The sequence below is a fragment of the Abiotrophia defectiva ATCC 49176 genome, from assembly GCF_037041345.1.
In the GTDB taxonomy this organism is placed as follows: Bacteria; Bacillota; Bacilli; order Lactobacillales; family Aerococcaceae; genus Abiotrophia.
This window is the reverse complement of record NZ_CP146287.1, coordinates 1,318,764-1,331,978: the sequence shown is the minus strand read 5'-3', so window position 1 is coordinate 1,331,978 and position 13,215 is coordinate 1,318,764. Positions and strand designations below refer to the sequence as shown.

Below are 13,215 nucleotides of genomic sequence, written 5' to 3'. Positions count from 1 at the left end.
GTGATGGAATGACTAATAAAGTAAAACAATCGCGTAGCGAGCTGCACGGCTCTAAGAAGAAATGGGGACTAGGTCGCTGGTTTCTTGTCTTCTTCTTCTTGGTACTCTTAGCAGGTGCTGCCTATGCGGCCAAAATGTTATGGGATATTAACCACCTTGCTAATCAAGTCAGTCAGAATTCGACTGAGATTGGGAAGAGTGGTACCGTAGAGGTTAAGAAGATACGGCCAAAAGAGGCTTCTATTGAAACCGGCGATCCGATTAATATTCTCTTACTAGGGACAGACGATGATGGTCGTGGACGTGACACTAGCAAGGGCTATGTAGGGCGTTCTGACTCCATGATTATCTTATCCCTCAATCCAAAGACTCACACCACAAAGATGCTCAGCATCCCGCGGGATGTCTATACCGATATTCAGGGTCATGGCCAAGATAAGATTAACCATGCCTTTGCCTTCGGTGGCGTCGACTTAACCATTGATACCGTGCAAAACTTCCTCAATGTGCCAATTGACTACTATGCCGTGGTCAATATGCAAGGTCTGGAACAGTTGATTGATGCGGTAGGTGGGATTGATGTCACTAGCCCAATTACCTTTACCTATCAAGAATCAAGCTTCGTAGCAGGCGAAACCAAGCATGTCGATGGTTGGAATGCTATGAACTTTGCTCGGATGCGCTATGATGATCCTGAAGGGGAGACAGGGCGCCAAAACCGGCAAAAACTGGTAATCAAGGCCTTGGTTGATAAGCTCTCCAATGTTGGGGCGATTGCCAACTACCCGCAATTGTTGGAAGTAGTGGCTAAGAACGTCCAAACTAACCTAGATCTCAAGCAGGCCCTTAATATCTATCAGAAATACTCGCCAGCCCTCCAAAATATCACGGCTATTCGCTTTGAAAATTTGGAAGATTTGATTTTGGATGAAATCTACTACTACTATGCGCCACTCTCATCCCGCCTCAAGGTGGCCAATGAGTTGCGTTTGAATTCAGGCTTAACACCAATTAGTGCTAGTCAACTCCATGATCCTCTTGGAGACACAGGGGGAACGACTACTGCGACCGTGTCTAAGACTTCTAAGTTGATTATCAACCAGTATCCAACTGGTTTTACAGCAGAAGAACTGCAACAAGTATCCCAAACACAGGATAATGCGCAGAACTTCCGGCAGAATGAGTATTATAATCCAGTAGTGCCAGCAACTGAGTATTATTATGAAGAGCCGGTTACACCACAACCAGTTCAGCCAGAACCTGTCCAACCGACAGTTCCGCCAGAAAATAGTGAGCAACCTACTACGCCAGTTCAGCCAACACAACCAGTTCAACCGGTCACGCCTCCTGCTCAAGGTTCAGGTAACGGCCAAGGAACAGGTCAATAAAGTATTTTTATGCCTCGTCTATGACGAGGCTTTTTCTTATCCTTGTATACAAAAAAGACGACTCAGGAGTGAGACGTCTAAGAGAGTGTAGGTGCTTCATCAGCCCCAAAACCATGGCAGTGGTTTGAGGTGGGTCAAGGTTTATTTTACACGGAGAATTTGCTGGCTATCCAAGAGGAAATCCAGGCCAGAGTCGCAGGCCATAAAACGGAAGTGACCATTGCTTAAGAGGCCAGTGACATAGACACGGCGTTCGCCCAGTTGGATTTTGCCGGCTTTATCATAATATTCGTAGGTGAGAGTCAAGGCTTCTTGACTGACATAATGCTGATGCAGACGCTCCAGAACAAGGTCCATTGGCATGATAAAAGCTTGGACATTCGCCTCTGATGTCGGAGCTTGGAAGAAGGGTTGTAACAATTGGCGAGTTGCCTTGGAAACATTGCTGAAGAGGGCGGGCATTGCTTTAGTATTTAATGAGAGTTCCATGGGGATCAACCTTTCTATGCGAAATAATGTTCTTGCGAACGCCTGTTCTATATCTCTAGTATACGAACATACGTTCATAATGTCAAGCACTTTTTTTCAAGGTATGGAAGGAGGAATGATTTTGCTATAAAAAACGGGATTGTTTTGGTATAATAGTAGGCGTATCCGAGTTATAGGAGGTGCAATTAAGTGTGAATACAACCATGAAAGAAATGCAGGCTATCGAGCGTGAAGCCGAAGCCTTAAGACGTGACTATCAAGAACAAGTAACTGCCTTAGGTCAAGTAGGTGAGGAAGAGTTGGCAGAGGTAATCGCCCAATTCGACCAAGTGACCCAAGCTCTAGTGGCAGAAGAAGAAGCCCAGTTAGAAGCACGCTATCAAGTGGCTCAAGAAGAATTAGCTTCAACCCAAGAGGCAAGTCAAGCCTTGGTTGAGCAAGTCTTGGCTGGCCAGCGTGAACACTGGCTCCAACACATTTTGACAAAGGTGGTAGACAATTATGGCCGTTAGTCCAATGCAGAAGATTACCTTGGTGACAAGCAAGGCCCTTCTGCCGGAATTACTGACCGTCCTTCAAGAAGATGGCCATGTCCATCTCAATAACCTCAAGGTATTGGATGATTGGCAAGACCTTGAAGCCAATGAGCGAGGGACGTCTAAGCGGGAAGACGAGGCAGAAGCCGTCAATCTACTTCCCCAACTTCAGAAACGTCAGGAAAAGGTGCAAAAGGCGCTGACCCTCTATCAACAGCATTTGCCTAAGAAGGGTCTCGTAGCCTCTTTAACCGAGGGACTGCCAGAATTGACCTTCCAAGAATTGGAAGCTCAAGGACGTCAGTTCAATGAACAATTAGCTGTTAACCGAGCAAGTCAGCTCAATAAGCGACTCAAGGATTTAGAAAAAGAAGCTCAGACCTTGCAAGCGGACTTGGCCCTCTTGACCCAATGGCAAAAGCTAGATGTCTTACCTCAAGGAGGCCAAGACCATCAAGTGGTCAATGTGGCAATAGGGACTGTGCCGGCAGATAGTATTGATCGTTATTATAAGGCTTTGGTAGCCTTGCCAGACTTAGTGGTCAAGCGAGTCTTCAGCAATCCTCAAGAAGTAGGGGTTGTGGTCTTTAGTCAGAAATTAAGCAGTCAAGCAGACTTCTTGGATAGCTTGGCACCTGCTTCCTTCCAGGCATTAGAGTATCCTTTTGATCGCCTGCCTCAGGAGCAACTGCCATTGACCTCTGAACGGCTTAAGACAGTGCAAGAAACCATCCAAGCCATTCGCCAAGAGTTGACCCAGTCTCAAGAGACGGTTGACCAACTCAAAGTTCAATTAGATTACTTAGCCAACCACAGTTTGCGCGAGGCAGCGAGCCAAAACGCTGGTTTAACTGAACATTTAGCAGCGGTTGAAGGTTGGACGGAAACACGCGCGACAGCTCATTTACAAGAGATTCTTAAGCAAGCTTTCAAAGGCTTAGTCGTTGTGAAAGTTGCTGATGCTAAGGATGAAGAGCTAGACCAAGTACCAATTAAATTACGTAACCATCCATTAGTGGCACCTTTTGAATCGGTGACTCGCATGTATGCCTTGCCTAAGTATAATGAAGTCGACCCAACGCCTTTCTTGGCTCCATTCTATTGGACCTTCTTCGGGATGATGGTAGCCGACTTGGGCTATGGCTTGCTGGTTATGTTAGCAACCGCAATCGGTCTCTGGTTGATTAAGGGGCGTGAAAGCCTAAGAACGACCTGTAAGTTCTACTTCTCTCTAGGGCTATCTACTGCTATCTGGGGAGCTATTTATGGGTCAGCCTTTGGCTTTAACCTACCATTTAAATTGATTGATACCAATACAGATGTCACGACCATCTTGCTGCTTTCTGTTGGGTTAGGGTTCCTACAAATCATGACTGGACTCTTCCTCAATACTTATCAGAAAGCAAAACGACGTGACTTCCATGAAGCCTATGCCAATGGTTTGGCTTGGATTTTCATCTTGCTAGGCTTAGTCGCTATGATTCTGGGACCAATGATTCCAGGTGCTGCTTGGTTAGGTACAGTTGGTCAAATCCTTGCTGCCGTCAATGCTATTGGGATTGTCCTCAGCTCCGTCATCAAGGCTAAGAGCCTAGGAGGACTGGGTTCAGGTCTCTATAATCTCTATGGGATTTCTGGTTACATTGGGGACTTTGTCTCTTATACACGTCTCATGGCCTTGGGTTTGTCAGGCGGGAGTATCGGGGCGGCCTTTAACACCATTGTGGCCTTTTTACCTGTGTGGGCGCGCTTTAGCATTGGGCTCTTGCTCTTTGTGCTCTTGCACGGCCTTAACATCTTCCTGTCCATGCTGTCAGGATATGTCCACGGAGCTCGTTTGATGTTCGTCGAATTCTTCGGTAAGTTCTACGAAGGCGGCGGTCAGCCATTCCAGCCCCTGGCACCAGTCAATCAAAACGTTCAAACAAAAGTAAAATCGGAGGAATAATTACATGGAACATTTAGCTGCTTACTTTACAGAATACGGGGGCGCCTTCTTTGCTGGCTTAGCCATCGCTATCGCTGTTATCTTTAGTGGGATGGGCTCTTCACGTGGGGTCGGGACTGCCGGTCAAGCCGCAGCCGCTTTATTGAAAGAAGAACCAGATAAATTCGCCCAAGCCTTAATCTTACAACTCTTGCCTGGTACCCAAGGTCTTTATGGCTTCGTTATCGGCTTCTTCATCCTCTTGCGTATGTCTGCTGGGGTTAGCCTAGCAACTGGTTTGGCCTATGTTTTCGTAGCCTTGCCAGTAGGGGTAGTGGGTTACTTCTCTGCTAAGTACCAAGGGAATGTGGCGACTGCTGGTCTTCAAATCTTAGCGAAACGTCCTGAACATGTCATGAAAGGGGTCATCTTAGCGGCCATGGTAGAAACCTACGCGATTTTGGCCTTCGTTGTATCCTTCATGCTCTTAACCAACGTTCAATAGACGCTGGGGAGGAGGTCCTAATATGAGTGAAATGGAATCCTTGCGTCAAGCTATCTTGGCGCAGGTGACAGAAGAAGGAGAGGCCTTGCTCAGACGGGCGCGTCATGAACACCATGACTTGCTAGAAAAGGCTGAAGCACAAGCAATGGCGGAACGTGATCGCCATCGCCAACAGGCCTTGAATCAGGTGCGTAGTCGCTACCAACAACAATTACAACAAGTAGACTATCAGAAACGTCAAGCTAAATTGACTGCCAAACAAAAAGTCTTAACAGAACTTTTCACTGAGGCTTTGGCTCGGATGGAAGCCTGGGATAGCCAGCAAATCTGGCAGTTCATGGAACCTGTCCTCAACCAATTTACTGGCCAAGCCTTTGAATTAGCGCTAGGTGAAGACACACAAGCTAAGTTCAGCCAAGACCAACTGGATCAGCTGCAAGCGCGTTATCCAGATATGGCTCTACGGGTGCCTTTGCGCCATGAAACAGGGTTTGTCATCACCCTAGGCCGGATTGAATACAACTATCTCTTCCGCGAATTGTTAACCGCTATCTATGAAGAGGAAGGCTATCAAATTGCCAATCAAATTTTTGCTGACTAAAAAGGAGGCTAGGACATGACGGTTCATGACTATTCTCAACTGAATACAGCCATTAGTGTCAAGGAACAAAGCTTCCTCAGTCGGACTAACCTAGTCCAACTGCTGAATGCTGTCGATGATGAACAGCTAGCTCTTTATCTAGAAGGCACACCTTATAGTGTTCCTTTAGCCGAGATTCGGCAACACGATGTCTTAGACCAGACTATTATGAAGGCTCTGGCGGCGGACTATGATTTTGCTTACCAACAATGTCCAGACCCAAATCTGGTCAATGTTTTTGGGCTCAAGTATGTCTACCACAACCTTAAGCTCTTCCTGAAAATGCGGGCCATTGGTCGTGACTTGTCACATCTTCTGATTCCTATTGGTCCCTATCCCTTGGAGGCGCTCAAGCATTTGAGCCTGACCCTAGAGTCTGATCTATGTGATCCCTTGATTGTGGAAGAAGTGGCTCAGACTTGGTCAGAGTATAAGGACTATGAGAACACGGTCGCCATTGATATGGGGATGGATTCAGCCTATTTCCGTCATTTGCGGGTCATTGCTGATCAGAGCGACTTGCCGCTCCTGCAAGAATTAGTGGATGCCAAGATTGATTTTTTCAATGCCATTACGGCCTTGCGTGCCCTGGCTCAAGACAAGCCAAACAGTTTTGCCTATCAATTAATGTCTCGTAAGGGGACCAAGCGACCTAAGGAAATCTTGCATTTGGCTAAAGACGGCCAACTAGCAAGTTGGTTTAATGCCTTTAATGCCTTGCCCTATACCAAGGTTTTTGATTCCTATGTCCAAGCGATGCAATCAGGCAAGATTCAAGCCAGTCAGATGGAACAACTTCAAGATCTCTACTTGACGCACTTAGTCAATAGTGCCTCCCTAGATGTCTTGTCTGGCGGACAGATTTTGCGTTATTTGAATGGGCGTGAGATGGAAGCAGTAAATCTGCGTCTGATTCTCCTTGGTCGAGCCAATGGCATTACCAAAGAAGCCATCGAAGAAAGGATGCGACTGGGTTATCATGACAACTAAATCTTACAAAATTGCCGTAGTCGGCAACCATGATGCCATTCTGCCTTTTCAAATGATTGGGTTTGACATTTATCCAGTTCGCCAAGTAGAGGGACTGGGTCGCCTCTTGGCGCAGTTAGCTAAGGATAACTACGGCATTATTTACCTGACAGAAGATTATGCTCAAGAAATTCCAGAAGTTCTGGCACATTACCAAGGACTCGTAACACCGGCTGTTATCTTGATTCCAACCCATAAGGGGAGCCTAGGAATCGGTAAACAACAGATTCAAGACAATGTTGAAAAAGCAGTCGGCCAAAATATCTTGTAAAGGAGGGGTTTGCTTGAAAGAAGGAAAAATTATTAAAGTATCAGGCCCTTTAGTGGTCGCTGATGGAATGGAAGAAGCCAATATTCAAGACATTTGCCGCGTTGGGCATCTGGGCTTAATTGGTGAAATTATCGAGATGCGGGGCGACCAAGCCTCCATCCAAGTCTATGAAGAAACGTCGGGCTTAGGCCCAGGTGAGCCAGTGGCTTCAACTGGTTTACCCCTGTCTGTTGAGCTAGGTCCTGGTATGATGTCTCAGATGTTTGACGGGATTCAACGGCCCCTAGAACGTTTCCGTAGCCAAACAGAAAGTGACTATCTCATTCGTGGGGTAGCCCTCCCTGTCCTAGACCGTGAACGAAGCTGGCATTTTATCCCTCAAGTTCAAGTGGGGGAAGCTGTTAAGGCCGGTCAAATTCTAGGTTATGTTCAAGAAACAGATTTAATCCAGCACCGTATCATGGTGCCGAATGGCATTTCAGGGCGCTTGACGGCCATTGAAGAAGGCGACTATCGGGTGACGGACACCGTCTACCAAATTGAAGGTAAAGACGGCCAAGTCTTCCAAGGTACCTTGATGCAAAAGTGGCCAGTTCGTAAGGGACGTCCTTTTGCCCGTAAGTTGATTCCGGTCGAACCGATGATTACGGGTCAGCGGGTAATCGATACCTTCTTCCCTGTAACCAAAGGGGGAGCAGCGGCTGTTCCAGGACCATTCGGGGCCGGTAAAACAGTGGTGCAACACCAAATCGCTAAGTTTGCTAACGTGGACATCGTCGTTTATGTTGGTTGTGGTGAACGCGGGAATGAGATGACGGACGTCTTGAACGAATTCCCAGAATTGATTGACCCAGCCAGTGGTAAGTCCATCATGGAACGGACTATTCTGATTGCCAATACCTCCAACATGCCGGTGGCGGCGCGTGAGGCCTCTATTTATACGGGGATTACCATTGCCGAATACTTCCGTGACATGGGTTATTCGGTTGCCATTATGGCGGACTCCACCTCTCGTTGGGCTGAAGCCCTGCGGGAAATGTCCGGTCGTCTGGAGGAAATGCCAGGGGATGAAGGTTACCCAGCTTACCTAGGGAGCCGAATTGCGGAATACTATGAACGAGCAGGTCGTGTAGAGGTCTTAGGGTCTGGATTAGAAGGGACCATCACCGCTATTGGGGCCGTGTCGCCTCCAGGTGGGGATATTTCCGAGCCAGTTACCCAAAACACCTTACGTATTGTTAAAGTTTTCTGGGGCTTAGATGCTGGTTTGGCGCAACGTCGTCATTTCCCATCGATTAACTGGTTGAACTCTTACTCACTCTATAGTGATGAAGTGGGTCAATATATTGACCAAACGCAGCAAGTCGATTGGGCTGCTAAGGTCACCAAGGCTATGAACCTGCTCCAAGAAGAGAGTGAATTGGAAGAAATCGTGCGTTTAGTTGGGGTAGATTCCCTATCGCCAAAAGACCGCATGACCCTCAATACGGCGCGGATGATTCGGGAAGATTTCTTGCAACAGAATGCCTTTGATGAAGTCGATACTTATACATCTTTTGCTAAGCAATATGCTATGTTGACCAACATTCTGCGCTTCCACGAAGTGGCGCAAGAAGCCTTGGTTTTAGGTGCTTATTTCCATGAAATCATGTCTGGAACCGTGGACTTGCGGGACCGTATTGCCCGGAGCAAGTTCATTCCTGAAGCGGAGCTAGATCGTATTAAGGCTCTAGCCCAAGAAATTGACTCAAGTATCCATCAAATCTTAGCCCAAGGAGGTGAACTCGATGGCAGTCATTAAAGAATACCGCACGGTTAGTGAAGTAGTAGGCCCCTTAATGTTGGTTGAAGACGTCCAAGGAGTTCGCTTTAACGAACTGGTCGAAATCCGCCTACATAATGGTGAGTTCCGCCAAGGGCAAGTCTTGGAAGTCCAAGAAGACAAAGCCTTGGTCCAACTCTTTGAAGGTTCGGCTGGTATTAACCTAGCTAGCGCCAAGGTGCGGTTTACTGGTAAACCCCTGCATTTGGGGGTTTCGGAAGACATGGTCGGCCGTGTCTTCAACGGCATGGGGGAAGCCATCGATGGTGGCCCAGACCTCATTCCTGAACAATACCTTGACATTGATGGTCAGGCTATTAACCCGGTTGCGCGGGATTATCCGGATGAATTCATTCAGACTGGGATTTCGGCCATTGACCACCTCAATACCTTGGTTCGGGGGCAGAAATTACCTGTCTTCTCAGGTTCAGGTCTGCCTCATAAGGAATTAGCCGCACAGATTGCCCGTCAAGCAACCGTACTTAACTCAGATGAAAACTTCGCCGTGGTCTTTGCCGCTATGGGGATTACCTTTGAAGAAGCGGAATTCTTTATGAATGACCTGCGTGAAACAGGTGCTATGGACCGTTCCGTCCTCTTCATCAACTTGGCCAACGACCCAGCTATCGAGCGGATTGCAACTCCTCGGATTGCCCTGACGACAGCAGAATACTTGGCTTATGAGAAGGATATGCACGTTCTGGTTATTATGACCGACATGACCAACTACTGCGAAGCCTTGCGTGAAGTCTCGGCAGCACGTCGGGAAGTGCCAGGTCGTCGTGGTTATCCAGGTTATCTCTATACCAACCTGTCTACCCTCTACGAGCGTGCTGGGCGGATTATTGGTAAGAAGGGTTCTGTTACCCAAATTCCAATTTTGACCATGCCAGAAGATGACATTACCCATCCAATTCCTGACTTGACTGGTTATATCACCGAAGGTCAAATTATCCTGTCACGGGACCTCTATAATAGTGGTTACCGGCCACCAATTAACGTGCTCCCATCCCTGTCCCGTCTTAAAGATAAGGGGTCAGGTGAAGGTAAGACCCGTTACGACCATGCGCCAACCATGAACCAGCTCTTTGCAGCTTATGCGACTGGTAAGCAGGCTAAGGAATTAGCCGTCGTTTTAGGGGAGTCTGCTCTGTCGGATGTGGACCGTAAATACATTGAGTTCACTAACCGTTTTGAAGAAGAGTATATAAACCAAGGTTTCTATACTAACCGTTCAATTCAAGAAACCTTAGACTTGGGTTGGGAATTGCTTTCTATCTTGCCACGGACAGAACTCAAGCGGATTAAGGATGATATGTTGGATACCTTCCTTAAACCAGCAGAATAGGGGGATGGAAGATGGCGCGCTTAGATGTCAAACCGACCCGGATGGAACTTAATAACCTCAAGGATCGTCTGAAAATCGCCAGCCGTGGCCACAAGCTCCTCAAGGATAAGCGGGATGAATTGATGAGACAGTTCATTGAATTAATCCGGCAGAACAACCAACTTCGTCAGAAGGTGGAAGGGAACTTAGTTGAAGGCATGCAAGACTTCGTATTGGCTAAGTCGGTAGAGAGTGATGCTATGGTGCAGGAACTCTTTGCCGTACCATCCAAGGAAGTGGCCCTAGAAATTCGTCAGGACTCCATCATGAGTGTGGCGGTGCCTAAGCTCTTCGCAGATGTCAAGGAAGCAGCCAATGCTAGCGAAGTACCTTACTCCTATGTCGGGTCCAACAGCGAAATGGACCAGGCTATTGGCTCGATTACGGCCTCCCTAGACGACCTCTTGAAGTTAGCGGAAATCGAGAAGACTTGCCAACTCATGGCAGATGAGATTGAAAAAACACGTCGCCGTGTTAATGGTTTAGAGTATCAGATTATTCCGCAGTTAGAAGAGACCATCTACTATATCGAAATGAAGCTTGAAGAAGCCGAACGGGCCAACCTGATTCGGATGATGAAAGTGAAAAATATGTAAGCCTAAGAGGCTGGGAACCATCCCAGCCTCTTTTGTCGTGTGTAGACTTAGACACATATTTTTAAAGATTTCCTTATCGCCAGAGGTCATCCGTTTAGTTTGATGGGTATTTGTGATAGAATAGAAGTAAGCGTATTAGAAAGTCTAGTTAAGGAATGAATGTCATGAAAGATTTACCAATTGGCTTTATCGATTCAGGTTATGGGGGCCTGACAGTGGTCAAGCAGAGCCTCAAGCAACTGCCTAATGAATCCATTATTTACTTGGGGGACAATGCCCGTTGCCCATATGGACCACGGTCCATGGAAGAGGTTAAGGATTTTATTTGGCAGTTAAGCCGTTTCCTGCTTAAAAAAGGCATTAAGATGCTAGTCATTGCCTGCAATACCGGGACAGCTGCAGCCTTGGAAGAGATTCGCCAGACCTTGGACATTCCAGTGGTCGGGGTCATTCATCCTGGTAGCCGGGCTGCCATTGAGCGGACAGAAAATAACCATATCGGCGTTATCGGGACCCAGGGGACCATTGCAAGTAACCTTTATGAACGGGTCATGAAGGATAAGGCAGACTATCTGCAGGTTACGAGTGTGGCCTGCCCAAGCTTTGTCCAATTAGTAGAAAATCACCAGCTTAATAGCCCTCTGGCCTGGCAGCAGGTTCGAGAAAGCTTAAGTGCCTTTGACCAGACAGGGATTGATACTCTGGTCATGGGTTGCACCCATTATCCCCACCTCAAGCCACTGATTCAGGCGGTCATGGGGCAAGGAGTGACCTTGATTGATTCAGGCGTAGAGACCTTGAATGAGGTCAGCATGCTCTTAGACTATTTTGGTTTGAGTCGTAGTGCCAAAGATGCGCAGATTCAGCCACCAAGCCAGCAGTTCTATACGACAGGGGATGCAAAGCAATTTGCTCAGTTCGTGACTGCTTGGTTGGAACAAGCAGAGCCAAGCATCGGTCAGTGCCAAATTGAAGGAGATGAGATTCTTGAAGTTAGTCATCGCAACGCAGAATAAAGGCAAAGTAGCCGAATTTGAACGTCTTTTGGGGCCTAAGGGCATTGAAGTTGTTTCGCTCTTAGACTATCCTGATTTACCAGAGGTTGAAGAGACAGGGGATAGCTTTGAAGCCAATGCCCGACTCAAGGCAGAAAGCATTGCTAAGCTTTTGAATTTACCAGTCTTAGCAGATGATTCGGGTCTAGTAGTACCTTATCTAAATGGTGCGCCTGGCATCTATTCGGCTCGCTATGCCGGCCAACCTAAGTCTGACAAGGCCAATATTGACAAACTCTTGCGGGAAATGAGCCAAGCCAGTGGGGATCAACGCCAGGCCTACTTCGTCACTTGCTTAGTGCTAGCCTCGCCTGAACATGACAGTCATGTCGTAGAAGGACGGGCCTATGGGACTATTGCGCTGGAGCCAAGTGGAGAATCGGGTTTTGGCTACGATCCAGTATTCTATGTGGACCAAGAAGGGGCTACCTTTGCCCAAATCCCACTAAGTCGTAAGAACCAAATCAGCCATCGGGCCAATGCCATTAAGGCCCTCCTGGCTAGTCTACCTGAATGGCTTGAGGTGACAACATGAAAATTCTATTAATGAGTGACAATCATGGCCGTTGGCCTAAAGTCCATGAATTAGTGGAGTATTACCGGCCACAAGTTGATCTTATTCTGCATTGCGGAGATTCAGAGTTTGCCCCTGATGATCCCGTCTGGGAAAAGGTAGATGCGGTCGTAACCGGTAATAACGACTATGACCCAGAATATCCGGATGAATTGATTATCAACACTCGCCAAGGGCGTATTTTCCTGACTCATGGTCATTTCCACAATGTCTACTTTAATAGCAAACGGATGGTCAAGGCAGCTCATGACAATCACTGCCAGTTTGCCTTCCACGGCCATACCCATGTGGCCTATGCCAAGATTGAGGATGGCGTCTTGCTCTGCAATCCGGGTAGCCTTAACTACTCACGGGGCTCCTTACCTTATCGGACCTATGCCATCCTAACTTTTGAAGCTCAAACTATTAAAGTTGAGTTCTACGATGATGACAAACATCGCTTGGATCAGTTGACCCAAGTTTTTGATCGAAAATTACTTGAGGAGGCTGGATATGATACATCCCAAAATTGAAGCCTTAGTGGCTAGCAAGATGCTGGACTTCATGATTCCAGCGGATAATGTTGCCAATGTGATTGACCAACATACCCTAAGTACCGGGCTTTTAATCTTAACCCAGTCCAACTATACCATGATTCCGGTTTTGTCAGCCGAGTCTAAGTTGATGGGGGTCATCTCCATGTCCATGATCATCAAAGCCGTCATGACGGTAGATGCCATTGAAATGGAGCGCCTGGACGAGTTGAAGGTTCGTGATGTTATGCTGAGTCAACCGGTGCGTGTCCAAGATAATTGTCATTTAGCGGATGTGCTCAACTACTTAATTGATCAGAACTTTGTCTGTGTGGTGGATGGGGATAACCGTTTCTTGGGTATTATTACCCGTAAGAATGTTCTACAACGTCTGACTCATCTCCTACATTTAACTTCCAACCCTGGTGAGGTGGCTCGACTCATTAAACTATTTGAGACGGCCAAGACAGGAGCTTAGCAAAGG

At 47.2% G+C, this 13,215-nt stretch carries 15 protein-coding genes; 14 read left to right on the top strand and 1 reads right to left on the bottom strand.

The annotated features are described in order from the left end of the window. The first annotated feature begins 8 nt into the window (after positions 1–8). Complete coding sequence (locus V7R82_RS06225) at positions 9–1,388, top strand: LCP family protein (protein ID WP_338541970.1); 1,380 nt, start codon at positions 9–11, stop codon at positions 1,386–1,388. 141 nt (positions 1,389–1,529) lie between these two features. Here V7R82_RS06225 and V7R82_RS06220 read toward each other — a convergent pair whose 3' ends face one another. Continuing rightward, positions 1,530–1,877 carry a hypothetical protein gene (locus V7R82_RS06220; RefSeq protein WP_268443304.1) on the bottom strand — a complete coding sequence of 116 codons (348 nt, stop codon included), beginning with the start codon at positions 1,875–1,877 and terminating at the stop codon, positions 1,530–1,532. A 191-nt stretch (positions 1,878–2,068) separates the two neighbouring features. Here V7R82_RS06220 and V7R82_RS06215 point away from each other — a divergent pair, with 191 nt between their 5' ends. From V7R82_RS06215 to cbpB, 13 genes are all read left to right on the top strand, one after another. After that, on the top strand, positions 2,069–2,389 hold the full coding sequence (locus V7R82_RS06215) for a hypothetical protein (RefSeq protein WP_143227634.1): 321 nt from the start codon (positions 2,069–2,071) through the stop codon (positions 2,387–2,389). Then, positions 2,379–4,361, top strand: coding sequence for a V-type ATP synthase subunit I (locus V7R82_RS06210; RefSeq protein ID WP_338541966.1), 1,983 nt, complete (start codon positions 2,379–2,381; stop codon positions 4,359–4,361). Before V7R82_RS06215 ends, V7R82_RS06210 begins: the two co-directional genes overlap by 11 nt. A gap of 4 nt (positions 4,362–4,365) precedes the next feature. After that, entirely contained in the window at positions 4,366–4,845 is a 480-nt protein-coding gene (locus tag V7R82_RS06205; protein WP_070755362.1) for a V-type ATP synthase subunit K, read from the top strand. 22 nt (positions 4,846–4,867) lie between these two features. After that, positions 4,868–5,446, top strand: coding sequence for a V-type ATP synthase subunit E family protein (locus tag V7R82_RS06200; RefSeq protein WP_070755363.1), 579 nt, complete (start codon positions 4,868–4,870; stop codon positions 5,444–5,446). A 15-nt stretch (positions 5,447–5,461) separates the two neighbouring features. Beyond that, positions 5,462–6,475: a V-type ATPase subunit gene (locus V7R82_RS06195; protein ID WP_338541964.1), complete on the top strand. Its 1,014-nt coding sequence runs from the start codon at positions 5,462–5,464 to the stop codon at positions 6,473–6,475. Next, positions 6,465–6,785, top strand: coding sequence for a V-type ATP synthase subunit F (locus tag V7R82_RS06190; protein WP_023390900.1), 321 nt, complete (start codon positions 6,465–6,467; stop codon positions 6,783–6,785). Before V7R82_RS06195 ends, V7R82_RS06190 begins: the two co-directional genes overlap by 11 nt. Before the next feature lie 13 nt (positions 6,786–6,798). Next, positions 6,799–8,586 carry a V-type ATP synthase subunit A gene (locus V7R82_RS06185; protein WP_070755366.1) on the top strand — a complete coding sequence of 596 codons (1,788 nt, stop codon included), beginning with the start codon at positions 6,799–6,801 and terminating at the stop codon, positions 8,584–8,586. Then, a complete protein-coding gene (locus tag V7R82_RS06180; RefSeq protein ID WP_023390898.1) occupies positions 8,573–9,955 on the top strand; it encodes a V-type ATP synthase subunit B in 1,383 nt (460 codons plus the stop codon). The genes V7R82_RS06185 and V7R82_RS06180 overlap by 14 nt, the downstream gene beginning before the upstream one ends. Before the next feature lie 11 nt (positions 9,956–9,966). Beyond that, the gene (locus tag V7R82_RS06175; protein ID WP_070755367.1) at positions 9,967–10,590 is read left to right on the top strand and encodes a V-type ATP synthase subunit D; all 624 of its coding nucleotides are present in this window, start codon (positions 9,967–9,969) and stop codon (positions 10,588–10,590) included. A 155-nt stretch (positions 10,591–10,745) separates the two neighbouring features. Further along, the gene (gene racE, locus V7R82_RS06170; protein ID WP_422388380.1) at positions 10,746–11,606 is read left to right on the top strand and encodes a glutamate racemase; all 861 of its coding nucleotides are present in this window, start codon (positions 10,746–10,748) and stop codon (positions 11,604–11,606) included. Then, complete coding sequence (locus V7R82_RS06165; protein ID WP_338541958.1) at positions 11,578–12,180, top strand: XTP/dITP diphosphatase; 603 nt, start codon at positions 11,578–11,580, stop codon at positions 12,178–12,180. Before racE ends, V7R82_RS06165 begins: the two co-directional genes overlap by 29 nt. Next, a complete protein-coding gene (locus tag V7R82_RS06160) occupies positions 12,177–12,731 on the top strand; it encodes a metallophosphoesterase (protein WP_314211073.1) in 555 nt (184 codons plus the stop codon). The genes V7R82_RS06165 and V7R82_RS06160 overlap by 4 nt, the downstream gene beginning before the upstream one ends. After that, the gene (cbpB, locus tag V7R82_RS06155) at positions 12,712–13,209 is read left to right on the top strand and encodes a cyclic-di-AMP-binding protein CbpB (protein ID WP_338541953.1); all 498 of its coding nucleotides are present in this window, start codon (positions 12,712–12,714) and stop codon (positions 13,207–13,209) included. The genes V7R82_RS06160 and cbpB overlap by 20 nt, the downstream gene beginning before the upstream one ends. Positions 13,210–13,215: the final 6 nt, after the last annotated feature.